A 24,266-nucleotide genomic window follows, 5' to 3' on the forward strand; every position below is an offset into this window, starting at 1 on the left:
CTGCGGCGCCGACGTCATCGCCCGCCCAGCCGATATCCGGCGCCACGAATGGTGTGAATCAGCGGTGCACTGCCCGGCGGTTCGAGCTTGGCGCGCAGCCGCGAGATGTGCACGTCGATCACGTTGGTTTGTGGGTCGAAGTGATAGTCCCAGACCCCTTCGAGCAGCATGGTACGGGTCACCACCTGACCGGCGTGCTGCATTAAATATTCCAGCAGCCGGTATTCCTGCGGCTTGAGGTCGATGCGCTGTCCGGCGCGGCTGACGGTGCGGGACAGGCGATCCACCTCAAGGTCGCCGACGACCCGTTTGGTGTCGCTGATGGCGGGGTCACGGTGACGGCGCAGCAGCGCGTCGATACGCGCCAACAGTTCGACCAGCGCGTAGGGCTTGACGAGGTAGTCGTCGCCCCCGGCCTTGAGGCCGCGCACGCGGTCATCGACCTGGCCCAGCGCCGAGAGAATGATTACCGGCGTGGCGTTGCCGCTGGCGCGCAGCGCAGTGATGACCGTCAGCCCGTCCATCTGTGGCAGCAGACGATCAACGATGAGCAGGTCGTAAGGCTCTGATACCGCCATGAACAGGCCATCACGGCCATTGGCGGCATGGTCCACCGCGTGGCCGGATTCGCGCAGGCCTTTCACCGCAAAGCGCGCCTGTTCGGCGTCATCTTCAATCAGCAGCAGGCGCATGAAGGGCTCCGTGACGGGCGCCCGATGTTCGGCCACCTCAACGATGGACATGGTAGTCGGCGTCTTGTTCGTCGAGGAATGTTTCGGCGTCTGCGCCGTTCAGCATGGCCAGTGTGCTGAGGGCGCCGGCCGCTGAGCAGGTGGGCGCCGCAACCGTGACCGCGCGTGGCGCCCCATTAACCGGATAGCCGGTACGGGCGTCCAGAATGTGGCTGAAGCGCTGGCCGTTATGCCAAAGGTGACGAAACGCGTCGCCGCTGGTGGCGATGCCGCCGTGGCGCAGGCTGATCTGCACGCTGGACTCAAGAATGCCCACCTGCCAAGGCTGGCCATTGAGGCGCGGCCGGTTGGCGGCCAGGTCGCCGCCAAAGTTGACCAGCACTGGCGCGTCGGTTTCGGCGCTGAGCAGCGCCAGCGTGCGGTCTACCGCGTATTCCTTGCCAATGCCGCCAAAGTCCAGCGCCATGCCGGCAGGCATTTGCAATGTTGTGCCGTCCCACAGCACCCGCTGCCAGCCGACGTGTTCGAGCAAGTCGGCGACCGCCTCAGCGCTGGCCCAGTGGGCGTGGCCGTCAAACCGCCAGAGCCTGCCGAGAATGCCGGAGCTGAGGTCAAACGCGCCCTGGCTTTGCGTATGCAGGGCGGCGCCAAAGTTGATCAGCCGCGCCGTTTCGCCATCGACCGCCATCGCCGCGCCGTTGGCGCGGTTGAGGCGGTCAACCACTGAGTCATCACGGTAGCGGCTCCAGGTGCGTTCAATGCGCTGCGCCTCGTCGAACGCCAGCGCCGCCAGCCGCTGCGCGGTGGCCTCGGAAACCCCATCCATCAGCACCTCGCAGGGCGAGGCCATGGCTTGAAACTGCACCCGCCAGTGACCGTCGGGGCTGCGCGTCAGTGACCAGGGGGCGGGCGCGGCCGTCACCAGCGAAACCGGTATCCGGCGGTGAGCATCACGGCGCTGAGTTCGGGCTCCAGATCAAACTTTGCCAGCCCGGCGGCGGCCTGCTCGGGCACCCCGGCAGTCTTGCCGAGCTGTGTGTAGCCCTCCAGCCGCAGCGACCAACTGTTGCCACTGCGCAAGGTTTGGCCGTACTTGATGCCCACGGTGACGGCATCGAACTGGCCGAGGCGCTGGTCGGCGCTGGCGAATGGCAGCGTGTTTTCTTCGCCGTCGAACAGGGCGGTGCGGTAAAAATCGGCCTCGCCCTGACGGTAGTAGCGCAGGTGCGGCTCCAGGTAGCGGTTGTCGGTAAAGTTCCAGCGGTAGGTGCTGTCCAGCGTTTGCGAGACGATGCCCCAGTCGTCGGTCATCAGTCGCAGGGAAATGTCCCACACATCCCGCTCAAACACGAAGCGCTTGTACTGCCCGTACACGGCGTGTTTGGTGCGCTGGTCGGGGCGCAGTTCGTAGGCGTAGCGCAGCGGCTCGCCGTCGGACCCGACCACCGACAGCAGCTTGTAGGGGTCGGTCTGGTAGCCGTCAGACAGGCTCATCGAATAGCTGAACACCGCCAGGCTGTCGGGCGAGAGCACCTGGGTCACGCTGGCCAGCAGGTCGGTGATGGTTTTGGAGTCGCCGCCCTCAGCGCGGCCGGTGGGTTCGCCGGGTCCGGGCACGCGTGACAGCCCCACGGGAATGCCGCCCTCGGGATCGATGCTGTCGCTGGCAACGTTGGCGCCCAGGCTGACGGTGGTGTTTTTCAGGTTGAACTCGCGGGTGAATGTGGCACCGCCGCCAAACGAGCTGTAGTCATATTCGTTGGAGGCATTGGCCGACATCGTCAGTGAGTTGCGAGTGCCGAGGGGCAGCGTATAGGCGCCGTCCAGCGCCACACGGGTGTCCTTGAAGGTGTCGTCCAGCGGCGTTTCGCCGGGCGCGGCGCTGTACTGGCCGTTGCCCGAGGGGCGCGAAAAGGTTTGCGGCGTCGAGGCCGGTGCGGCACCGTTGGGCGAGGCGCCGGTGAGCACGTCCACAGTGACGGCGCCGGTCAGAATCTGCCCGTCCTGGCCGTACCGCGTGGCGCGCAGCTTGGGTTCCACCGCCTGCACCCGGCCGTCGGTTTCGCTGTAGACGAGCGTCGAGGAATCAAATTCCCAGCCCGGTTCGGCGGTTTGGCCACTGGCCGTGCTGCTGAGGCCCAACAGCGCCAAGGCGGCGGCGTTCAACACCGACAAATGCCCTTGAACGCTCTGGCGTTGCGAGCGAAGACAGGTCGCGTTCCGCTGGAGCGCAGGGAGCGGAGTGCATGGCGTCGATACATGAGCATCCCGAGCACCGCCGGGACGCGAGATGTCGAGCGCAGCAGCCAGAGCGCAAGGGTTCAGTTGCATCCGCAGCCTCCGCCACCAAAACCCCGCCCACCGCTGGAGGCTTCTTTGCTGAAGTAGGTGTGGTCTTCGAAAGCCGCCTGGGCGGCGTCGGTGACCGGCTGCATGTCGGCGCGCGCCAGGGTGCCGCGCTGCCACGGCTGGACATTGACGCAGCCACTAAGACCAACCAGCAGGGCCAGTGGAATCACGATTTTCATTTCAGGGCACTCAAAATGGCGGCTTCGTAGTCGGGAATGTCGGCAGCGCGAAAGCCGCTGTGCTGCCACAGCACGGTGCCGTCGGGCGACAGCAGCACTGCGCTGGGCATGCCTTGCAGGCCGTAGCGTTGGGCGAGCGTGCCGTCGGGGTCGTAGGCCAGGGCAAAGGTGGCCGGAAAACGCTGCAAGAAGCGCGCGGCGTCTTTCTTGTGGGCATCGACGTTGACGCCAACCACGTGAATTTCGTCGCCGAAGCGCGCCTGCACGCTGTTCAACCACGGAAATGACTGCGCGCAGGGCACGCACCAACTGGCCCAGAAATCCATGTAGACGGGCTTGCCCGGCGGCACATCTAGCTGCTGGGGGAGTGGGTCTGCGCACACGGCGTTGGCCAGCAGGGCAAGTGCCGCCGCCGGAGAGGTCCACCATCGGAAAGCCAATGCACGCTCCGTCATCAAGATCGGTGCAGTCTCTGCCCTGTCCGGTGGCGGCAAGCTGTCGACTTCATGAACGTTTTGTCATCTTTGCCCGGCGCATGACCGGGTGTGCCGGGCTGGGCGATGATGGCGCCATGACGCGACGCTCGACAGTGGTGGGTGTGATGGATGGAGGACGCCACTGATGGCGCGCTCGGGCAAGGTCTTGATGGCGGGTGTGCGCTCGATGGGGCGCCTGGCGGCGTCGAAGCTGCGGGGCCGTGGCGGCGATGAATCCTGGGCCGCAGTCGGCGAGGACTGGTTTCGCACCCTGGGCGACATGAAGGGTGCGGCCATGAAGCTGGGGCAGCTCGCCTCGCAGTACGCCGATGTGCTGCCGCCCGGCCTGGCGGCACCGCTGGCGCGGCTGCAGCGAGACGCCGTGGCGCATCCGTTTGCCGAAATGAAGCGGGTGCTGGATGCGCAGTGGTCGGTCGCGCAGTGGGCGCAGGTCGCGCACCTGGACCCGGTCGCGCTCGCTGCCGCATCCATTGGCCAGGTGCACCGCGCCCGCCTGCACGATGGCCGCGAGGTGGTGGTGAAGATTCGCTATCCCGGCGTGGCCGATTCGGTCGATGAAGACGTGAAGGCCCTGGGCCGGTTGATGCGCATGGGCAAGTTGCTGCCGGTGGACGGCAAAGCCCTGGACGGTCTGCTTGACGAGGTGCGCGCGCGATTCAAGGAAGAAACCAATTACCAACGCGAACTGACCTACCTACAGGCCATGACGCGGCATGCGGCTTGGCCGGGTGTGGAATATCCGGCGCCGGTGGCAGCACTGTGCACCGAAGCCGTGCTGGTCACCGAGTGGGCGCCCGCCCCGAGCATTGACGCCGCACTGGGTTATGCCCCCGAGGTGCGCGATCAGCTGGGGACCCGCTTGCTCGGCTGGTTGCTGCAACAGGTGCTGGTCAGTGGCTGGGTACATGCTGATCCGCACCCCGGCAACTTCGGGCTCCATGCCGATGGGCGGGTCACGGTCTATGACTTCGGCTGTGTGCGCGAGGTGAGCGTGGACCATCGCCAACAGATGCGGGCCATCGCCGCCGCCCTGCGACACCACGGTTGGGCGCAACTGCACGAGGCGACGTATCAGCTTGGAGGACTCTCGACGGCGGCGGATGACCCTGCACACCGGGCCCGATTGCTGGCCGAGCTTTCGCCGCAGTATCGCGCCCTGGCCGCGGCGGGGACCGACCGGTTGTTTGCCGAGCGGCCTTTCGACTTTGCCGACGGGCGCCTCATCGACGATAGCCGTCGCGTGGCCCGGCAGCAGATCGGGCTTTGGCTGCGCAACACCCGGCCGATTCCTCCGTTGGCCTTCGTCGGTCGTGCGCTGAGTGGCCATTACTGGCTGCTGCGACAACTGGGCGCGCGGGTCGACGTACCCGCGCTCCTGGATGCCGTGGCCGAGGTCGCGCCATGAGGTTCGATGCCACGCGTGATGCCGCGCGCCAGCAGTGGGCTGCGTTTGCGCCGCGCGCCGGGGCAGACTACGCCGCACAGCGAAACCTCGACCGCGGGCCCAATGAGCCAGCGACGGTGTCGCGTCTGTCGCCTTACCTGCGCACGCGCCTGCTGCTGGAGTCCGAGGTGGCGCTGGCCACCGCTCAGATGCACGGCGACGCCGCTGAAAAGTTTGTGCAGGAAGTCTGCTGGCGCACCTACTGGAAGGGCTGGCTGGAGCGCCGTCCGCAGGTTTGGCACGACTACCAGACCGAGCTGCTGCGATGCGCCTCGCAACGACGATTGCCCGACTATCAGCGTGCGATCTCGGGGGAGACCGGCATTGCCTGCTTCGATGCCTGGGCGACCGAACTGCGCGACACCGGTTATCTGCACAATCACGCGCGTATGTGGGCGGCGTCGATCTGGATCTTCACCCTGCGCCTGCCCTGGGTCCTGGGTGCCGACTGGTTCTTGACCCACCTGCTCGATGGCGATGCGGCATCCAACACCCTGTCGTGGCGCTGGGTGGGCGGTCTGCACACTGCGGGCAAGCACTATCTGGCGCGTGCCGACAACATTGCCCGATTTACCCAGGGGCGCTTCGATCCGCGCGGCCAGTTGGTGGAAGACGCGGCGCCGCTGGGCCAGCCGCAACATCCGCCGGCCGGGCCGGTGCCCACCTCCTCAGTCGTTGATGCGAATGCCCGCACCGGCTGGCTGCTGCACGCTGACGATCTTGATGGTGACGGGCAGCTCCATCGCCAGCTCAGACAACGGTTGGCGCGCCCCCTTGACGCGACAGCGGTGCTGCGCAGCGGTGATGAAGCGATGCTGTCGCCGCCCGTGCAGGCGTTTCGCAGTGCGGCGCGCGAGGATGCACGGCAGCGTCTGGCCGCTGCACCGGTGGTCGATGTCGAGGCGGTGCTGGCCTGGGCCAAAGACGCCGAGTTGCAGCAATTGGTCATGCCCTATGTGCCGGTGGGTGCGGCGCAGGACGCGTTGGCCGCGCCGATCAGACAATGGCGCGCCAGCGGCTTGACGGTGGCGACGCAGGTTCGCGAGTGGGACGCGGCTTTCTGGCCTCACGCGGCAAAAGGGTTTTTCCAACTGCGCCGCGCCATTCCCGACGTCCTGTCGGATCTGCGGACTACTGAAGCTGGTTCTGCTTGGGGTCGATGATCAGCTTCTCGCGCGAAAACAAGAAGCGAATGATCGGCCACAGCAACAGCGGGACGAGAAACACCGCAAAGCTCATGAATTTGGCCAGATCGTGCTGCGGTGCCCAAGTGCGGCACGGGACCTCGAAGGTCAGCTCCGGCAGTGAATCGTTTTGGGCCGTGGCGCAAAACTGGGTGATCTGGGTGATCTGCTCGCTGGTCACCCGCCGGCAGTCGAGACAATCGTAGGCATAGGTCGGCGGGGCCAGATCGGGGTAAATCGCCCGGGCCTTGTTGGCGTTGTTGACGTGGTAGTAAATGCCTTCGGCGTCGCGCGAGATCTGCCCCGCACCGGATATCGCGTTGAGATCATTGACGCGAAAGCGCATGTTGTCGGCCAGCCAGTCGCCCGCGAAGTAGGCGACGATGCCCCACAGGACGACCAGCGTCCAGAAGATCTGCCGGTGGCGTTGGGCTTGCGCAGCGTGCGCTGAGGCGATGGGTTTATCGGTCATGGGCCGTCCTGGGGCGGAGCATTGACGGGTGCTCGCGGTCTGTCATTGCCATGGAGTGGGTTGTCGAGTGGCGAGTATGGCAGCGCGCAACCCGATCAGCCGGTGCAGGTTATGGTGAATTGGCGCAGCGCTGGCGAGAGGTCGAGGCGCACCATAAACCCGAACAAGGAGATCTCACCATGGCGCAAACCACCGTGAACGCAGCATCGCGCTGGGCCGACGCGCCGAAATCGCAGCGCGACTGGTTGACCGCCTACTACCGCCAGGCGTCGACCGAAGTGCTGGGGTTGTTCGCCACGCCGCGGCTCATTGAGGCGGCGCTGGCGCACCAGAAACTGGCCGCCAAGGCGCCACCCCCACAAGGCCGCATCGAGTGGCTGAGCGGACCCGGACCGCGCGAGTACCGGCTGCTCACCGTCTGCCCCGACCGGCCGTTTCTGGTCGACACGTTGCAACTGACGCTGCGCCGTCACGGCGCCCAGGTGATTGCCACCTTTCACCCGCAGTTGCGTCTCGACCGCAAGGGCAAGACCCTCAAGGTCAGCGACGAGGGTGCGCTGGAATCGCTGATTCAGATTCACCTGCAATGGGCACCGGCCGATGCCGCCGCCGAGAAGGCCCTGCGCGACGATGTCGCTGAGGCGCTGGCCGAGCTGCGCCACTTGGTCGACGACTTTGAGCCGATGTGCAAGGCCGCACGCGACGCCGCCACCGCGTGTCGCGCCGTCACCCAGGGTGCGCTCAGGGAAGAGGCTGCCGAGGTCGCCACCTTTCTCGACTGGCTGGTCGAGGGGCATTTCACCTTTTTTGCCGTGCAGCCGACCCGGCGGCTCGACCGCGCGGCAGGCTTCGAGCCCGACCTGCGCAACAGCCTTGGCCTTGCCGCCCCAGGTCGACGCCTGGCGCACACCGACGATTTGATGGCCCAGCGCAGCGAGCTCGACCGCTACACCGATTCGCGCCGCTTGGTGGTGGTCACCCAGTCGACCTTGCGCGCGCGCGTGCACCACGACGAATTGCTCGACGTGATCTCGGTCAAGCGCCTCGACGCCCAGGGCGAGATCATCGGCACGCTGCGTTTCATTGGTCTGTTCACCACGGACGTGTACATCGAGCGGCCGCGACATATACCGCTGTTGCGACAACGGGTCAGCCGGGTGCTGGCCCGGGCGGGCTATGCCGAGGGTTCGCACGGCAGCCGCACGCTGCGCGACACATTGGCGATGCTGCCGCGCAGCGAGTTGTGGCAGTCGTCCGAGGACGAGCTGTACGCCTTGGGTACCGGCGTGATGGCGCTGCGCGACCGCCATCAACTGCGGCTGTTCATGCGCCGTGACCGCTACGGACGCTTCTTCTCGGCGCTGCTCTACCTGCCGCGTGACCGGTACGGCCGTGTGCTGCGTGATCGGCTGATCGACGCCCTTCAGGCCGAACTGGGCGCGACCGATATTGACCGCCGGGTGGAATTCCCACGCGGCGGTCGTCACGCGGTCATCTACGTGCGGCTGACCACGCCGCAGGCGCCGCCGATGCCCAAAAATCTCAAGGCGTTGGAGGCACGGCTGTTGACCTTGACGCAAACCTGGGCCGAGCGGCTGATCGCCCGGCTGGGCGAGACCGCCGAGTCGGTGCAGCGTGCGCAGACCTATGCCGAGGCACTGCCGATGGCCTATCAGGAGCGCACCGACCTCGACACCGCCATCGCCGACCTTGATGCCCTGGCGCAACTCGGTGACACCCGCTTGATGATCATGCGCCTGCCGGTCGACAAGGCGGCGGCGGAGGTCGAGCAGTGCTTCACCCATCTGCGGCTTTACAGCCACGGCCAGCCCGCGGCGCTGTCGGAGGTGCTGCCCAAGCTCGAACACTTTGGCCTGTACGTGACCGGCCAGTCACCGACCGCCGTGGCCGCAACCACGACGCAGGACAGGGCCTGGATTCATGCCTTCGACGTGCGTCCGGTCGGTCGCTGCGCCGGATCCGCCAGCGAGCAGCAGCAGCGTATGGAAGCCGCATTTGCCGCCCTGCTGGCCGGTGAAATTGAAGACGACCCACTCAATGCGCTGGTCCTTGCCGCCGGTCTGACGGCGCGTGAGACGGTGATTGTGCGCACCGTGGTTCGCTACCTGGTGCAGACCGGCCTGCCGTATTCGCAGGCCTTTATCGAGCAGCAGCTGGTGGCGCACCCTGACGTTGCCGGCCTGCTGGTGCGGCTGTTTCTGGCGCAGTTCGATGCCACCCGCAGCGCCGAGCAACGCCAGGCCGATGCCAACGCGCTGAGTGCCGACATCGACGCGGCGCTGGATGCCATTCCGGCGCTGGACACCGACCGAGTGCTGCGCGCCGCGCGCTCGGTGGTGCGGGCGACGCTGCGCACCAACGTGGCGCTCAACAAGCCGGTGCTGTCGATCAAGCTCGATCCGACCCAGATCAGCGAGCTGCCCAAGCCGCTGCCCATGTTCGAGATTTTCGTCTACAGCCCGCAGATGGAAGGGGTGCACCTGCGCGGCGGCAAGGTGGCGCGCGGCGGCCTGCGTTGGTCCGACCGATTGCAGGACTACCGCACCGAAGTGCTGGGGCTGGTCAAGGCGCAGCAGGTCAAGAACAGCATCATCGTGCCGGTGGGGGCCAAGGGCGGCTTCGTGGTCAAGCAGGGGGATCGCGGTGATCGCGAGGCCTGGGCCAAGGCCGGTCGCGCCGCCTATGTGGATTTTCTGGGCGGCTTGCTCGACCTCACCGACAACCGCAAGGGCGAAAAGATCGTGCCACCGAAGGGCGTGATTTGCCGCGACGAACCCGATCCGTATCTGGTGGTGGCCGCCGACAAGGGCACTGCCAGCTTCTCTGACCTCGCCAATGAAACGGCTGCGACCTACGACTTCTGGCTGGGCGATGCGTTTGCCTCTGGCGGCAGTCAGGGCTACGACCACAAGAAGATGGGCATCACCGCGCGCGGCGCGTGGGAAAGCGTCAAGCGACACTTTCGTGAGGCCGGTCACGACATTCAGACCACGCCGTTCACCGTGGTGGGCGTCGGCGACATGAGCGGTGACGTGTTCGGCAACGGCATGTTGCTGTCCAAGCAGATCCGGCTGATTGCCGCCTTCGACCACCGCGATATTTTCATCGACCCCGATCCCGACCCGGCAGTCTCGTTCGCCGAGCGCCAGCGCTTGTTCAAGCTGGCGCGGTCGAGCTGGAACGACTACGACGCTGCGCTGATCTCCAAGGGCGGCGGCATTTATTCGCGCGCCAGCAAACAGATCGACATCAGCGCCGCCGCGCAGCGCGCGCTGGGCTGTGACACGGCGAGGCTGACGCCTTTTGAACTGATGCGGGTGATCATGAAGGCGCCGGTTGACCTGTTCTGGAACGGCGGCATCGGCACCTATGTGAAAGCGCGGCACGAGAGCCACGGTGACGTCGGCGACCGCGCCAACGACGCGGTGCGCGTCAACGGCGGCGATCTGCGCGTCAAAGTGGTGGGCGAGGGCGGCAATCTCGGGCTGACCCAGGCCGGCCGGGTGGAATTTGCGTTGGCCGGCGGGCGGGTGTTCACCGACGCCATCGACAACGCCGGTGGTGTGCACAGCTCGGACCGCGAGGTCAACATCAAGATCCCGCTCAACCAGTTGATGCAGCAGGGCCGGCTGACCCGCAAGACGCGCGATCCGCTGCTGGTGTCGATGACCGGCGCCTTGGCCGCCGCCGTGGTGCACGACAACCTGGTGCAGTCCTCGGCGCTGAGCTTTGCCGTGGCCGAACAGGCCGAGCGCGGTGACGAGCACGTGAACCTGTTGCGGGCGTTGGAGCAGGGCGGCGACCTTGATCGCGTGGTCGACGGCCTGCCCGACGATGAAACCCTGCAGAGCCGGCGGCGTGCCGGTCAGGGCCTGACGGCGCCCGAGCTCGCCGTGGTGCTGGCGCACACCAAGATCGCGCTGTTCGATGATCTGGTGGCCAGCGATGTGCCCGATGACCCGGCCTTTACCGACGATCTGTTGGCCTACTTTCCGCCGCAGTTGGTCAAGCGCTACCGCAAGGCGCTGACCGAACATGGCCTGCGTCGCGAGATCATTGCCACGATTCTCACCAACAGCGTTTGTAACCGCATGGGCGCGCCTTTTGCGCACCGGCTGGCAACCGAAATCGGCACAAGCCGCGCGCAGGTCGTCCACGCCTGGGCGGTGGCGACGCGGCTGGTCAATGTGACCGATGAATGGGCCTGGCTGGACACGCCACGCGTCGGCCAGTTTGCGCTACGCCAGTCTTACCAGCGGCGCGTGACCGGCCTGCTCAAACATCTGACCCGCAGCCTGCTGATACGCCGCGAAGGGCCGCCGACGGTGCTTGCCGACGAGGTGCAGCGCCACGCGGTGTTTGCCCGGCGGCTGCGGCAGGATGACTTCGCCGCGCAGTTGCCCAGCCGCTACGCCGAAGACCACGGCGCGGCGGTCGCGGCATTACGCCACGAGGGTCATGAGAAGGCCGTCGCTGAAGCGCTGGCCAAGACGCGGTACCTGGGCGTGCTCACCGATCTGGTCGCCATCAAGGCCTCGCGGGACGCGCCGCCTGCCAAAGTGGCGAACCGGTATTTCGAGGTCGGCAACCGTTTCGACATGCCCGGCCTGCATGCTGCGTTGACCAGCCTCAAGGTGGGTGGCCGCTGGCCGGCGCTGGCGAGGGTCGAACTGCGCGAGGACCTGTTCGCGGTTCAGCGTGACCTGACCCTGAGCGTGTTGGACGAGTCGAATCTGGACGCCTGGGAAACCCGCCACGCCGACGCCATCGCTGCCGTCGACGAGCGCCTGGCCCTGCTGCGCGGTGACGAGGCTGATCCGTTCATCCGTTTGGGCATTGCCGCAAGGGCCCTGACGCGACTGGCTGGTTCGGTCACTTGACGTCTGCCCGAGCCGTGCGGCGTGTGGGTCAGCGCTGGAGCACGGTCTCGTGCACGAAGCGCAGCTTGTCGATCGCGGGCGCGGCAAGCACGAAGGGATATCCATCGGCGAGGCCCATGCTGCGGTTGAGATTGTTGAGTGCGTAGATCAGCGCCAGCCAGTCTTCAATGAGCAGATCGAAGGGCCGGCGGGTGATCGCATCGCCGCGCGGCACGGCCATGGAGGGCTCGTCGGACCGGCTGGGGCGCAGCGAGAAGCCGCAGGCGGCGGCCGTGTCAAGCGAATCGGTCATGTGCAGGTAGTGGGCCCAAGTCTCGGCCCAGTCTTCCCACGGATGGGTGCTGGCATAGCTGGTGACGTACTGGAGGGCCCAGTCGGCGACCGGTCCCTGGTCGTAATGACGCTGCAGTGCGGCGGCGTAGTCCTGGCGCTCGTCACCGAAGCGTTGGCGAAACGCGCCCAGCCACGCCGTGTCGACCTTGAACAAGTCCCAGTAATAGTGGCCGACTTCATGGCGAAAATGACCAAGCACCGTGCGATAAGGCTCGTGCATGGCGAGGCGTCGGCGCTCACGCTCAAGGTCGTCGGCTTCGGCGATGTTGATGGTGATCAGGCCGTCTTGATGGCCGGTAAGCACGGCACCACCGTCGGGCGTGTGACCGTCGTCACTGAGAAAGTCGAAGGCCAGCCCGGTTTGGGCGTCGTCGAGGTGGCTTCGCAGCGGCAGATTCAGCGCCACCAGGTTGTGCACCAGCCGCCGCTTGGCCACCTCGAGCTTGCGCCACGCTTCGAGGTTGCCTGGCTGCTTCAGGTTGGGCAGGACCCGGGTCAGGCGGCAAGCCGGGCAAAGCGTGTGCGGCGCGTCAACCGGCAGCGCCCAATTGCAGACGCCGGGCCCGGCGTAGTTGTCACACAGTCGGTAATGCCGACCGTTGCACGCCGGCGCCAGCGAACGCCAGCGACCGTCGCCCTCGGGGGCTAGCGCCGTCATGTCGCTGATGTCAGGCAGATACGCCAGGGTGTGGCCGCAGCTCAGGCAACGGACGTTTTCGAAGAAGACGGTGTGCTGGCAATGGTCGCAATGGAAAACTTTCATCACACTCAACTCAAGGGTGTGTAACTCGTTTACCACGCGTCGACCGGACGTGCGCTGACGGAGGGCTGAGGCGGTCAATCTGACCTGGCTATACTCGTCTCAAATTGGCGCGACGGCCTCAGGTAGCGCGTGGGGCAACCGGTCGACGCCGTTTACATAACCCTGAGTGCATGAGAGAGGAGTCTTTATGTCCGTGTCTGGCGAAGCCGCAAACCTGATTCACGAGTTCTCGTTTACCTCGCAGCTGTCACCGCCGCTGGAGATCGGTCCGACACCGGTTGGTGTGCGGATGGTGTTCCCGGCCGGCCCTGGCACCGTGACGGGCGAACGCTTGCGAGGGACCTTTCTTTCCGGCGCCGACTGGCTGTTGGTGGGCAACGATGGATTTGGTCGCGTCGACGTGCGCGGGCAGATTGAAACCCACGACGGGGCGTTCATTTACATCCACTACCACGGCTTTCTGGAAATGAATGAGACCGTGGGCGGTGCCTTGCAGAGCGGCGCCGCCACGCAGTTCGCCGATGCCTACTTCCGCACCTCGCCGCGACTTGAATGCGGCGACCCCCGATACGCCTGGGTCAATCACACCCTGTTCGTCGGTGCGGGCCGGCTGCTCAAGGGCGGCACCGTCGAGTACAAGGTTTACCGCGTCAGTTAGGGCCTGTTAACAATTGGCGCATCGCTGCGGCCGAGTGGGTTATGGCCCTAATTCAGCTGCCCGGTGCGGTTGATGCGAGGCTGCGGCTGAGCAACAACAATCGCAAGTCAAACTCGACCTGGTGGTAACTCGGCTGGATGTGGCGGCACAGTTGGTAGAACGCCTTGTTGTGCTCGCGCTCGCGCAGGTGGGCCAGCTCGTGGGCGACGACCATTTCCAGAAATGCCGGCGCGGCGGTTTTGAACAGGCCGGCGATACGGATCTCGGCTTTGGCTTTGAGCTTGGCGCCCTGCACCCGTGAGATGGCGGTGTGCAGGCCGAGCACGTTGTGCATCACATCGAGCTTGGCCTGCCACTGAACCTTGTGCAGCGGCGGCGCGCTTTTCAGGTATTGCTGCTTCAGCGACTGCGTGTAGTCGTAGAGCGCGGCATCGGTCTGGATGTCGTGTTGCGCCGGATATTTGTCGGCCAGATAGCGGTCAAGGCGCCCTTCCAGCACCAGCGCACGCACCTGCGCCTGGGTGTTGGCAGGGTAGTGACCGACATAGCGCCGCAACACCGGATCGAGATCGCTCACGAGGTGGGTGCGGCGATCACACGGATGCACATTGCTTGGCACCTGACGATTTGTCCCGCGCGAATCTTCGCGGTTTTGCGGCTTTCGGGCTGGCCGTCGACACTGACGCGGCCCTCGGCCACCAAGGCCTTGCCGGCGCCTCCGCTGTCGCAGAGACCGACGAGTTTCAGCAGTTGATTGACCTCGACGGATTCGGCTTCAAGGGTGAACGTGACGTCAGCCATGGATTCTCGCGGGCGAATAAGCCGACAGCGTAACCCGCCCTAACGCGATGATCGATGACCCGCCGCAGCCGCAGGTACCATCTGCGCCCCATGAATGACCGTATCGGACCCCTGCTGACCCTGCCGGTGCACGCCGCGCTGCTGGCGGCGCGTGACGGCGGCGTTGAGCGCTTGCGTTGTTCGCTGGACCTGGACCGTAGTCAGACCGAGGTGACAGTGTCTGAATCGGCGTGGCAATTGCGGGGGCAGTCATTCCCCTTCATGACCGACTGTAAGGACCGCACGATCTATCACTGGGCCGATGATCGCTTCGCGGCCGTCTCGCGCTTCACCGACGGCTTGATCAAGCTGGTGCCGACTGATTGGGGCGCGCCCACGTTTGAGATCGACGGCATCAAGATGCTGCCCACCGCGAAGGTATCGCCGTATGCCGATGCAGGGCGCAAAGTGGGGCTGATCGCGCCGCGCGGCAAACTGGTGCTCGACACCTGCGGCGGGCTGGGCTACTTCGCTGCATGGTGTCTGGACGGCGGCGCGCGCCAGGTGATCTCGTTCGAAAAAAATGCCGACGTGATCTGGTTGCGCGGTCTCAATCCGTGGTCGCCGGTGTCGGACGACGACGCGCTGAGCCTGACGCATGCCGATGTGGTCGAACGGATCACCAGCCTGGCTGAGCGCTCGGTTGACGCGGTGCTGCATGACCCGCCGCGCTTTGGCATTGCCGGCGAGCTGTATTCACAAGCCTTTTATGACCAGTTGGCACGGGTGCTTCGGCCGCGTGGTCGCCTGTTTCACTACACCGGCGCGCCCAACAAGCTGACCAGCCGCCGCGACGTGCCCAACGAAGTGGCCACGCGCCTGCAGCGCGCGGGCTTCACCACCGGCTTCAACGGTGATGGAGTGCTGGCGGTGCGACGGGTCTGAGGCCGAGACTTAGACTAGGACAAACTGCACGGTGGCCATGGCGATGGGCTGCTGCGGATCGTCCTGGTAGGCCGTGACCCGCAGGTTGGCGAAGCGCCGCGTGAGCGACATCACCTCGGCGCGGGCATAAGCGTCGGCGGGGGCGGACTGGCGCAGAAACTCCAGATTGAGGTTGAACAGCCGCGGCAAAGTTGATGCGCCGCTCCGGGCCATGAGCTGTGCGGCGGCGGTGAGCTGGAGCAGGCTGGCGATGCCGCCGCCGTGCAACGAGCGCATCACCGGATTGCCGATCAGGTGTGCGCCATAGCGCTGACGGCCGGTGACGCTGCCCTGGTCGAGGCCCGCCTCAAAGCCCATCAATCGCGAATAGGGCACGGCATCAAAGATGCGTTGCAGCGGGCTGGCCCCGCCGTTGACAGGTGTTGGCTGCCAGGGGACGAAAGTCGGCAAGGGCTCCTCGAGCTCGGCCAGCGGGTTGCCGCCATGCCCCTTGAACACCGCGAAGCAGCCGCTGGACACCGCCACCGGCTCGGTGACGTTGCCGTGGTGTGCCACCGCACGGGTGAAGGCGAGGTTGCCATCGATGTGCAGCACTTCGGCCTCACCGACCACGGGTTCTCCGCGCACCGCCGGGCGCACGAAGTCGAGGCGCAGATCAAGGGTTGCCGAGCGGCGAAAGTCGTGCATGCGCGTCAACACCACCGAGCCGCTGAGTGCGTCGATCAGGGTGGCGATGGCACCGGGATGAAGGCCGCTTTCGGCACTGGCGGCCAGAGCCTCGGACCATGGCAGGTCGATGCGCATGCCGCCTTCGCTGCAGCTGACCGACCGCATGCCGAGCTGGCAGTGAAGGGGCACCGCACGGATCAGGAAACGTTCGCGTTGCGCGGGTGTCAGCGTCAGCAGAGGGCTCATGCCAGGCAGGTGCCGTTCAACGGGTGACGACCCATTGCGGGTTCAGGCCGCTTGCGACCAGTTGCTGGCGCGCGGCTTCGCCGTCGGCACGGCTGCCAAAAGGCCCGACCACGACGCGGTGCCAGCGCTGCTCGCCGCGCAAAAGCGCGTGTATCGACACCGGCCTGATGGCGGTGCGCATCAGCGAGTCGTACAGCGCCTGGGCATTGGCGTTCAGGGTAAACGCGCCCGCCTGCCAGTAGCCCGCCGGTGTGCCGTTGGCACTGAGCACCGGGGTATCGTCAGGGGGTGCCGACATCGAGGCGCGAATGGTGGGCGTCGGGGCCGGCGGTGCCTGGGCGACCGCAGTGGCCGACGCGTCAGGCACCACGGCTTCGACCCGCACCTTGGCCGAACCCTCTCTCAGCATGCCCAGTCTGGCGGCGGCGGCGTACGACAGGTCGATGATACGGCCCTCATGGAACGGACCGCGATCGTTGATGCGAACGACCACCGACGTGTCGTTTTCGAGGTGGGTGACGCGGACATAGCTGGGAATCGGCAGGGTTTTGTGCGCCCCGGTCATGGCGAACATGTCGTAGGTCTCGCCGTTGGCCGTCAAGTGACCGTGAAATTTCTTGCCGTACCACGAGGCTCCGCCCTCCTCGCGATAGCCGTGCGGCTTGTCCTTGACCCGATAGGTTTCGCCAAAGACCGTGTACTCCGGCCCGTTGCCGCCTCGCGAAGGGGGCTCGTGAACAGGAATGGCGTCGGGAACCATCATGATATCGGCCGGTACCTCGTGGTCTTCGGGGCCGATGTCCTGCGCAAGGGAGTAGCGACCGCGTGACGAGGCCGGGGGCTCATGACGCACTGCATTCGGACGTTTGGGCCGCACCACCGTCGGTTCGGGCCCAGACTCTGACCCTGACCGCGGGGGGGTGCGCGTGTCTTGCCAACTGCAGGCGGTGAGGGTCAGCAGGAGGCCGACGACAGACAGTCTCGACCCGGCAACGACGGACATCCGGCGGCGTCTGAGCGGCTTTTTTGAGCCCCCGGTCATGGCGCCGGGTAGGCCTCTTCAGTGATCTCGGCGGCCAGTTGGGCCACCGCCATGGCGTAAAAGACGCGGGGGTTGTAGGTCATCACGGCGTAAAAGTTGTGCAGCGCAATCCAGATTTCGTCACTGCCGTCGTCGAGCGGCAAGCTGAGAATGCCGACCGGAAAGTCATCCGGCAAGGCCACGCTGGGGGTGATGCCCAGATCAGCAAGCTCGGCAAAGGTGAGGTCCGGCTGGCGCTGGTTGACCGGCAAATCGTCCGGCAAGGGGCGGCTGGCCGTGGCGCGCACCAGCAGCGGTTCGCCGCGGCGCCATGCCAGCGCGGGGCGGTAGTCGACGAAATAACGACCGATCGAGCCGATGGCATCGGGCATCTGCCACAGGTCGGTGTCGCCGTCGCGGTCGAAGTCGACTGCCAGACGCCGGTAGTTGCTGGGCATGAATTGGGCAGCGCCCATCGCGCCAGCGTAAGAACCCTTGGCTTCGCGGGGGTCCCAGCCCTTTTCGTCGGCGAGCACCAGAAAGGCGACCAATTCGCTGCGGAAGAACGGCGTGCGTGTGGGGTGATCGAGCCCCTGTGTCGCCAGTGCGTCGAGTACCCGCACATTACCGGTGATGTTGCCGTAACGGGTTTCGATGCCGAGCACGGCCGCGACCACCGACGGGGGCACGCCGTATTCATGCTCGACATCGGCCAGCGCCCGGGCGTGGCTGCGCAGCAGGGCGGCGCCGTCGCGAATGCGCGGCGTGTCGATACGCCGCGCGTAGCGGGTCCAGGTCTCGGTGCGTTCCGGGGCGGTCTGTTCCTGCTGGATCAATTGCGGCAACTTCTTGGCGTCGGCCAGCGCCGCGCGCGCCCACGCCAGTTGTTCGGCCGAGAAGCCGTGGTCATCTTGCAGCGATTGGTACACCTTGTCGGCGTCGACATGGTCGGCGTACTGGGCCGTGGCCAGTGGTGCAAGTGCCAGACAGGTGAATCCGAGAAGCAGCGGGCCGATTTGCACGTTCAATTTGCCAGTAGTTTGCGATTGGTTTGGATCGACATCAGCATGCCGAAGCCGACCAGCAGGCTGACCGCCGAGGTGCCGCCGTAGCTGACCAGCGGCAGCGGCACGCCAACCACGGGCAGCAGGCCAATGACCATGCCGATGTTGATGAAAACATACACGAAGAACTTGAGCGTCAATGCGGCGGCGAGCAGGCGCTGAAAGGTGTCTTGCGCCCGCAGCGCGATGATCAGCCCGCGCGCGACGATGGCGAGATAAATCAGCAGCAGCAAAACCACGCCGATCAGTCCCAGCTCTTCGGCAATGACGGCGAAGATGAAATCGGTGTTGGCCTCGGGCAGAAAATCGAGCTTGGCCTGGGTGCCCTCCAGCCAGCCCTTGCCAAAGCCGCCGCCAGAGCCGATGGCGATTTTCGACTGGGTGATGTGATAGCCCGCGCCAAGCGGATCGCGCTCGGGATCGAACAGGGTGAGGATGCGGCCACGCTGGTAGTCGTGCAGGCGCAGCCACAGCAGTGGCGCGGCGGCAGCGACCAGGGCCACGGCGCCAACGATCCAGCGCCAGCGCAGACCGGCGAAGAACAGCGCGAAGCCGCCGGCCGCAACCACCAGCAGGCTGGTGCCAAGGTCGGGCTGCACCATCACCAGTCCGGTGGGTACGGCGATCAGGATCAGGGTCACCGCCATGCTGCCGAGCTGCGGCGGCAGGGTGCGCTGGTGCAGATAGGCGGCAATGGCCAGCGGCATCGCCAGCTTCATCAGCTCGGAAGGCTGGAAACGGATGACGCCCAGGTCGAGCCAGCGCTGCGCGCCTTTCGCCGAGTCCCCCAGCACCAGCACCAGCACCAGCATCAGCACGGTGCCGCCGTAGAGCCAGCCGGCGCCGCTGCGGTACCACTCCGGGGGTGCCTGGGCAACGACAATCATCAGCACAAAGCCAAGGCCCAGCCGCCGTGCCTGAGCGCCGACGGCGCCAAAGTCGTGACCCGAAGCCGAATACAGCATCAACATGCCAAAGCCGCTGAGGATCAGCAGCAGCGACAACAGCCACGAATCGATGTGCCAGCGCTCGAACCAGTCCGAGAGAGTGGGATTGCCGCGTTGACCGCCGACGTCAATCAAGGCCATCAGGGCACAACCCCGCTGGCGTTGCGCAGTTCGCCGGTGTAGGGCGCGATCACCGGCGGTGGCGATTCGTACTGCACCTCACCGAGCAGGTACTGGTCCATCACCTTGCGCGCCACCGGCGCCGCCACCGCACTGCCGCTGCCGGCGTGTTCGGCCAGCACCGCCACGGCAATCTGCGGGTTGTCGGCTGGGGCAAAGGCCACCAGCAGTGCGTGGTCGCGAAGCCTCACCGGGGTGTCTTCCAGGGTCCGCGCCACTTTGTCTTCCTGTGAGAGTGAGGCCACCTGCGCAGTCCCGGTTTTGGCCGCGATCAGGTAGGGCGCATTCTGGCCGATCCGCAGCGCAGTGCCGCCGGGTTTGTGGGCGGTGTCGACCATCGCCTGAATGACCGCCGACCAGTGCTCGGGGTTGCGCAGGGTGATCGGCGGCAGCGCCGCCGGGCTGAGCGTGACCCGCTGTTGGGTGACCGGGTCGACCGTCTCGCGCAGCAGGTGCGGTGGAAACCCTTCACCGCGCATCGCCAGGCGGGCGGTCATGTGGGCCATCTGCAACGGTGTGGCCAAGGTGTAGCCCTGACCGATGCCGACGATCAGCGTCTCGCCCGGGTACCACGACTCGCCGCGGGTGCGCCGCTTCCAGGCGCGTGACGGCATCAGACCGGCGCTTTCCAGCGGCAGGTCGATGCCAGTGACGTTGCCCAGACCGAACTGCTGCATCGAGTCGTGCATCAGGTCGATGCCGAGATTGAGCGCGAGTTGATAAAAGTAGATGTCGCAGCTCTGCATGACACCCGACACCATGTCCATCCAGCCGTGTCCGCGGCGACGCCAGCAGCGGAATTGTCGGATGGAGCCGGGCAGTTGCATCGAGCCGGGGCAGAATTCGCGGTGTTCGGGATCGACCACGGTGTGTTCGAGTCCCGCGACGGCCATGGCCGGCTTGATGGTCGAGCCCGGCGGGTATTGGCCCTGAAGGGCGCGGTTGAACAGCGGCCGGTTCCGGTCTTCCAGCAGGGTGCGGTAGCTGGCCGCGTCGATGCCTTCGACAAAATGGTGGGGTTCGTAGCCGGGTTTGCTGACCAGGGCGATGATTTCACCGCTGCGCGGGTCGATGGCGACCACCGCGCCGTTGAGCTCACCCAGGGCCGCCTGAGCGACCGCTTGCACCTCGGCGTCGAGGGTCAGATGCAAGTTCTGCCCCGCCTGGCCGGGGCGGTGTTCGATCTCGCGCAGCGGTCGACCGAAGGCGTTGGCCTCGATGATGCGGGCGCCCGGCGTGCCGCGCAGGCGGTCTTCGTAAAAGCGTTCAAGGCCGGCTTTGCCGATTTGCCCCAGGCCCTGGTAGCTGTCGGTGTCAATGCGCTGCAGGTCGGCCTCGGTGATGCCGCCGACATAGCCGACCACGTGCGCGCCCTCGATCGACATGGGGTAGTTGCGGGTCAAGCCGGCCGTGACCTCGGCACCGCGCAGGTCGTGACGGTTGACCTCGAGCAGCGCCACCTCTTCCATGCTCAGGTGGGTGCGCAGCGGCACGCCGCGATACCGGGGCGTGCGGGCGACGCGGTCATTGAAGCGTTGAATGTCGGACTCGGTGAGCGGGACCAGCCCGCCGATCTGCGCCAGCAGCGCCGGCATGTCATCGACCTGTTCCGGGGTGATTTCCAGACCGAAGGCTGGACGATTCTCAGCCAGCACCACGCCACTGCGGTCGTAGATCAGGCCGCGCACCGGCGGCACGGGCACCACCCGCAGGCGGTTGTCGTTGGCGCGGGTGGTGTAGTAGTCGTGGCCCTGAATCTGTAATTCGGACAGTCGAAACAACAGCCCGCCCGACATCAGTACGCAGATGATGGCGCCGACCACGATGCGGCCGGCAAACAGGTTCTTCTCGCGCTGCAGATTTTTGAGGGATTCACGACGCGGCATGGTCAGAGTGTGCCCCGGGGACCGGGCACTTAATCCTCCCTTTTGGTGCGCTGCAAGCCTTTCAGCAGGCCGTAGATCGCCGGCCAGATCAAGGTGGTTGCAATGATGGGCATCCAGCGTAGCGTCGGGTCGGCACTGCGGTTGGTCAGGCCGTCAAGCCAGAACAGGATGAACACGTACAGGGCCCACAGCGGCGCCAACGCGAACATCACCTGCCAGGTGTCGAGCAGCACGAACAGGGTTCGCAGACGGGCGATGAGATAAACCAGCACGACGTTGGCCAGGGCGTGCTGGCCCAGTGCCGTACCAAAGGCGACATCCAGCCCAAGGCCGGCAATCGCGCTGACCAGCAGCAAGGTCCCGCCCGGCTGGGTTAGGGCCCAGTACGACAGCACCAGCGGGAGCCAGTAAGGGCGCGATGAGCGCATCCATTCCGGCAGCACCAACAATTGCAGCATCACCGCCACCGTGACACTGACCAGCAACAGCAAGAAGCCCGCGCGTCCGTTCTTCACGGCCGAACCTCGCTTTGGCTCGGGCTCGGGCTCGGGGCAGGGCTGGGCTCGCCGCTGGGCAACGGTGAGGGCAGGAGGGTCTCCTCAGGATTCTCCGCCGCGTCCCCCGCGCCTGCGGGCGCACTCATCGCGGCCTCCTCGGCCTCAATGCTGTCAAGGCTCTCGGCCCACACCAGCAGCGCCTGTCGGCCCTGGTTTAATTGGGCACTGGGGTGGGCGCGGGCTTCAAGAAAATGCGCCCCCGGCGTGTTGCGCAGGCTGTGAATGCGGCCGACGGGATAACCCGGCGGAAACCGGCCGCCCAGCGGTGACGACACCAACAGGTCGCCCTCGCGGATGTCGACATTGGTCGGCAGGAAGGGCAGTCGCAGCCCTGCGCCGTCACCGCTGCCGACGGCGATGGTCTGCAGTCCGGTACGGTTGATCTCGACCGGGATGCCGTGATCCGGGTCGGTAATGAGGATGGCCCGCGCGTGCCGCTGCGAGACCTCAAGCACCTGACCGAGCACGCCGTAGGCGTCAATCAGCGCCTGGCCCCGGTAGACGCCGTCGCGACGGCCCTTGTTGAGGGTGATCTGGTGGCGATAGGGGTCCTGGTTGATGTCGATGATCTCGGCGATCAGCACCTTCTCGTCCAGCGCTTCGCTGGACGCCAAAAGCTCACGCAAGCGCTGGTTTTCAGCTTCGATGGACTCCAGCCGCTGCAGGCGCGCCTGCAGTTGCAGCAGGGTGGTTTGTAGCGCCTGGTTCTCCTGCTCCAGCGACTCGCGACTTTGCAGGCGCTCGGCGACCAAGCCGGCGCGGACCGGTGTTTGTGCCACCCAGACCAGCGGCGACAGCGCCGTGGCCAGGGCCTCGCGCACGCTGAGCAGGTGATCGCCTTGGTGATCGGTGAAGACCAGGCTCATCGACACCAACATCAGCAGCAGCGTTGGCAAGCCCAGACCGCCGACGCGGATCTGTCCGGAATCGGGGTCGACGTAGTTACCGTGCATGGCGGCGGCGGGCGTCGGGCGCGGCGGCAGTGGCTGGAGACGCGTGCAGGCCCATCGCGCGCCGTACCTTAGTCGAAGCTGTAGAAGTCACCCTGGCGATCGAGCATGTTGAGCACCATGCCACCGCCGCGGGCGACGCAGGTCAGCGGGTCTTCGGCAATGATCACCGGCAGGCCGGTTTCTTCGCTGATCAGCTTGTCCAGATCGCGCAGCAGGGCACCGCCGCCGGTGAGCACGATGCCGCGTTCGGCGACGTCGGAGCCCAGTTCTGGCGGGGTGCGTTCCAGCGCCTGCTTGACGGCCTTGACGATGCCGGCCAGCGGCTCTTGCAGCGCATCCAGAATTTCGTTCGAGTTCATGGTGAAGTTGCGCGGCACACCCGCGGCAAGGTGGCGGCCGACGACGTCGATCTCGGTCACCTCATGGCCCGGGAAGGCGGTGCCAATTTCCTGCTTGATGCGCTCGGCGGTGGCCTCGCCAATCAGCATGTTGTATTGGCGGCGCACGTAGGACACGATGGCTTCGTCGAACTTGTCGCCGCCGATGCGCACGCTTTCGGCATAGACGATGCCGTTGAGGGAGATGACCGCGACCTCGGAGGTGCCGCCGCCGATGTCGACCACCATCGAGCCGCGGGCTTCACCGACCGGAATGCCGGCGCCCAGTGCCGCGGCGATGGGTTCTTCAATGACATAAACCCGGCGCGCGCCGGCATTTTCGACCGATTCGCGAATGGCGCGACGCTCGACCTGGGTGCTGCCGTAGGGCACGCAAACCACCACGCGGGTGATGGGGCGCATCAGTCGGCCCTTTTGCACCTTGCGGATGAAGTACTGCAGCATTTTTTCGGTGACGGTGTAGTCAGCGATCACGCCATCACGCATCGGTCGGATGGTGGAGATGTTGGTCGGGGTGCGACCCAGCATCTGCTTGGCGTCGATGCCCACGGCCTCGATCTTCTTGCTGCCCTTGGCGTCGAGCCGGATGGCCACCACCGACGGCTCGTTCAGGACGATGCCCTCATCGCGTACATAGATAAGGGTGTTTGCGGTGCCGAGGTCAATGGAAAGATCATTGACGAACAGGCGACGGACGGCGTCGATCATCGAGAGCGTGAGTGTCTTGGAGTGTGGAGAGGGGCGGGCATCGAAGGGTTCAGCGCCCGGGTGAGCATCGCGCAGCATACAATGGCGCGGCTCAGTCATCATAGACGAAAGTCCGCTGCGCCACGCCGCTTTCACGACGCCACTGCCATGACCCTAACGCCAGACCAGATTCAACAGGTCGCGCACCTTGCGCGGCTGGACCTTGCCCCCGATCGGGTGCAGACCTACAGCCAGCAACTGAGCCGGATTTTCGACATGGTGGGGCAGTTATCGGCCGCCCGCACCGAGGGGGTGTTGCCCATGGCCCACCCCTTGGACATGCACCAGCGCCTGCGCCCCGACGTGGTCACCGAGCCCGACCGTCGCGACACCTACCAGGCCCACGCGCCAGCGGTGCAAGACGGCCTTTATCGGGTGCCGCGGGTCATCGAATAACGCGT

Annotated in this window: 23 protein-coding genes; 6 read left to right on the forward strand and 17 right to left on the reverse strand. The window is 65.9% G+C overall.

Annotated elements, in window-relative coordinates; genetic code table 11:
- Window positions 1-14 precede the first annotated feature (14 nt).
- The 5 genes from U741_RS0107765 to U741_RS0107785 all read right to left on the reverse strand — a co-directional run bounded on the left by U741_RS0107765 (window position 15) and on the right by U741_RS0107785 (window position 3,660).
- Window positions 15-692 (reverse strand): winged helix-turn-helix domain-containing protein, encoded by a 678-nt coding sequence (locus tag U741_RS0107765; protein ID WP_029889909.1) that lies wholly within the window; start codon window positions 690-692, stop codon window positions 15-17.
- 37 nt (window positions 693-729) lie between these two features.
- Window positions 730-1,614 carry an FAD:protein FMN transferase gene (locus tag U741_RS0107770; RefSeq protein WP_200872692.1) on the reverse strand — a complete coding sequence of 295 codons (885 nt, stop codon included), beginning with the start codon at window positions 1,612-1,614 and terminating at the stop codon, window positions 730-732.
- The gene (locus U741_RS0107775; RefSeq protein ID WP_052378608.1) at window positions 1,611-2,861 is read right to left on the reverse strand and encodes a DUF3570 domain-containing protein; all 1,251 of its coding nucleotides are present in this window, start codon (window positions 2,859-2,861) and stop codon (window positions 1,611-1,613) included. Before U741_RS0107775 ends, U741_RS0107770 begins: the two co-directional genes overlap by 4 nt.
- 152 nt (window positions 2,862-3,013) lie before the next feature.
- Complete coding sequence (locus U741_RS0107780; protein WP_029889912.1) at window positions 3,014-3,220, reverse strand: DUF4266 domain-containing protein; 207 nt, start codon at window positions 3,218-3,220, stop codon at window positions 3,014-3,016.
- Entirely contained in the window at window positions 3,217-3,660 is a 444-nt protein-coding gene (locus tag U741_RS0107785; protein ID WP_200872693.1) for a TlpA family protein disulfide reductase, read from the reverse strand. Before U741_RS0107785 ends, U741_RS0107780 begins: the two co-directional genes overlap by 4 nt.
- Window positions 3,661-3,841: 181 nt before the next feature.
- Here U741_RS0107785 and U741_RS0107790 point away from each other — a divergent pair, with 181 nt between their 5' ends.
- Both U741_RS0107790 and U741_RS0107795 read left to right on the forward strand, forming a co-directional pair.
- Window positions 3,842-5,122 carry an ABC1 kinase family protein gene (locus U741_RS0107790; protein WP_029889914.1) on the forward strand — a complete coding sequence of 427 codons (1,281 nt, stop codon included), beginning with the start codon at window positions 3,842-3,844 and terminating at the stop codon, window positions 5,120-5,122.
- Window positions 5,119-6,324 (forward strand): FAD-binding domain-containing protein, encoded by a 1,206-nt coding sequence (locus U741_RS0107795; RefSeq protein WP_043110232.1) that lies wholly within the window; start codon window positions 5,119-5,121, stop codon window positions 6,322-6,324. The genes U741_RS0107790 and U741_RS0107795 overlap by 4 nt, the downstream gene beginning before the upstream one ends.
- Here the strand turns inward: U741_RS0107795 and U741_RS0107800 are convergent.
- Complete coding sequence (locus U741_RS0107800; RefSeq protein WP_029889916.1) at window positions 6,293-6,817, reverse strand: hypothetical protein; 525 nt, start codon at window positions 6,815-6,817, stop codon at window positions 6,293-6,295. The two genes, U741_RS0107795 and U741_RS0107800, sit on opposite strands and share 32 nt — an antisense overlap.
- A gap of 179 nt (window positions 6,818-6,996) precedes the next feature.
- Here U741_RS0107800 and U741_RS0107805 point away from each other — a divergent pair, with 179 nt between their 5' ends.
- Complete coding sequence (locus tag U741_RS0107805) at window positions 6,997-11,718, forward strand: NAD-glutamate dehydrogenase (protein WP_161776156.1); 4,722 nt, start codon at window positions 6,997-6,999, stop codon at window positions 11,716-11,718.
- A 28-nt stretch (window positions 11,719-11,746) separates the two neighbouring features.
- On the opposite strand, the gene U741_RS0107810 is transcribed toward U741_RS0107805, so the two are convergent.
- A complete protein-coding gene (locus U741_RS0107810; protein ID WP_029889918.1) occupies window positions 11,747-12,814 on the reverse strand; it encodes a zinc-binding metallopeptidase family protein in 1,068 nt (355 codons plus the stop codon).
- Between the two features lie 187 nt (window positions 12,815-13,001).
- Here U741_RS0107810 and U741_RS0107815 point away from each other — a divergent pair, with 187 nt between their 5' ends.
- Entirely contained in the window at window positions 13,002-13,472 is a 471-nt protein-coding gene (locus tag U741_RS0107815) for a DUF3237 domain-containing protein (protein WP_052378610.1), read from the forward strand.
- 52 nt (window positions 13,473-13,524) lie between these two features.
- Here the strand turns inward: U741_RS0107815 and U741_RS0107820 are convergent, their stop codons facing one another.
- Window positions 13,525-14,049, reverse strand: coding sequence for a YgjP-like metallopeptidase domain-containing protein (locus U741_RS0107820; protein WP_029889920.1), 525 nt, complete (start codon window positions 14,047-14,049; stop codon window positions 13,525-13,527).
- Entirely contained in the window at window positions 14,046-14,273 is a 228-nt protein-coding gene (locus U741_RS0107825) for an RNA-binding S4 domain-containing protein (RefSeq protein WP_029889921.1), read from the reverse strand. The genes U741_RS0107820 and U741_RS0107825 overlap by 4 nt, the downstream gene beginning before the upstream one ends.
- 90 nt (window positions 14,274-14,363) lie before the next feature.
- On the opposite strand from U741_RS0107825, the gene U741_RS0107830 reads away from it, so the two are divergent.
- The gene (locus U741_RS0107830) at window positions 14,364-15,197 is read left to right on the forward strand and encodes a class I SAM-dependent methyltransferase (RefSeq protein WP_029889922.1); all 834 of its coding nucleotides are present in this window, start codon (window positions 14,364-14,366) and stop codon (window positions 15,195-15,197) included.
- 9 nt (window positions 15,198-15,206) lie between these two features.
- Here U741_RS0107830 and U741_RS0107835 read toward each other — a convergent pair whose 3' ends face one another.
- The 8 genes from U741_RS0107835 to U741_RS0107870 form a co-directional block, all read right to left on the reverse strand.
- Window positions 15,207-16,112: a PaaI family thioesterase gene (locus tag U741_RS0107835; RefSeq protein WP_029889923.1), complete on the reverse strand. Its 906-nt coding sequence runs from the start codon at window positions 16,110-16,112 to the stop codon at window positions 15,207-15,209.
- 16 nt (window positions 16,113-16,128) lie between these two features.
- A complete protein-coding gene (locus tag U741_RS19885) occupies window positions 16,129-16,965 on the reverse strand; it encodes a septal ring lytic transglycosylase RlpA family protein (protein ID WP_052378611.1) in 837 nt (278 codons plus the stop codon).
- Between the two features lie 185 nt (window positions 16,966-17,150).
- Complete coding sequence (locus U741_RS0107845) at window positions 17,151-18,155, reverse strand: lytic murein transglycosylase (RefSeq protein WP_152551538.1); 1,005 nt, start codon at window positions 18,153-18,155, stop codon at window positions 17,151-17,153.
- Between the two features lie 2 nt (window positions 18,156-18,157).
- Window positions 18,158-19,285, reverse strand: coding sequence for a rod shape-determining protein RodA (gene rodA, locus U741_RS0107850; protein WP_029889926.1), 1,128 nt, complete (start codon window positions 19,283-19,285; stop codon window positions 18,158-18,160).
- Complete coding sequence (gene mrdA / locus U741_RS0107855; protein ID WP_084154740.1) at window positions 19,285-21,210, reverse strand: penicillin-binding protein 2; 1,926 nt, start codon at window positions 21,208-21,210, stop codon at window positions 19,285-19,287. The genes rodA and mrdA overlap by 1 nt, the downstream gene beginning before the upstream one ends.
- A 29-nt stretch (window positions 21,211-21,239) precedes the next feature.
- A complete protein-coding gene (gene mreD, locus U741_RS0107860) occupies window positions 21,240-21,725 on the reverse strand; it encodes a rod shape-determining protein MreD (protein WP_052378612.1) in 486 nt (161 codons plus the stop codon).
- The gene (gene mreC / locus U741_RS0107865) at window positions 21,722-22,720 is read right to left on the reverse strand and encodes a rod shape-determining protein MreC (protein WP_052378613.1); all 999 of its coding nucleotides are present in this window, start codon (window positions 22,718-22,720) and stop codon (window positions 21,722-21,724) included. The genes mreD and mreC overlap by 4 nt, the downstream gene beginning before the upstream one ends.
- A 68-nt stretch (window positions 22,721-22,788) precedes the next feature.
- Entirely contained in the window at window positions 22,789-23,826 is a 1,038-nt protein-coding gene (locus U741_RS0107870) for a rod shape-determining protein (protein WP_029889930.1), read from the reverse strand.
- Window positions 23,827-23,973: 147 nt separating this feature from the next.
- On the opposite strand from U741_RS0107870, the gene gatC reads away from it, so the two are divergent.
- A complete protein-coding gene (gene gatC / locus U741_RS0107875) occupies window positions 23,974-24,261 on the forward strand; it encodes an Asp-tRNA(Asn)/Glu-tRNA(Gln) amidotransferase subunit GatC (RefSeq protein WP_029889931.1) in 288 nt (95 codons plus the stop codon).
- Window positions 24,262-24,266: the final 5 nt, after the last annotated feature.

This window comes from Polycyclovorans algicola TG408 (assembly GCF_000711245.1).
Lineage (GTDB): Bacteria > Pseudomonadota > Gammaproteobacteria > Nevskiales > Nevskiaceae > Polycyclovorans > Polycyclovorans algicola.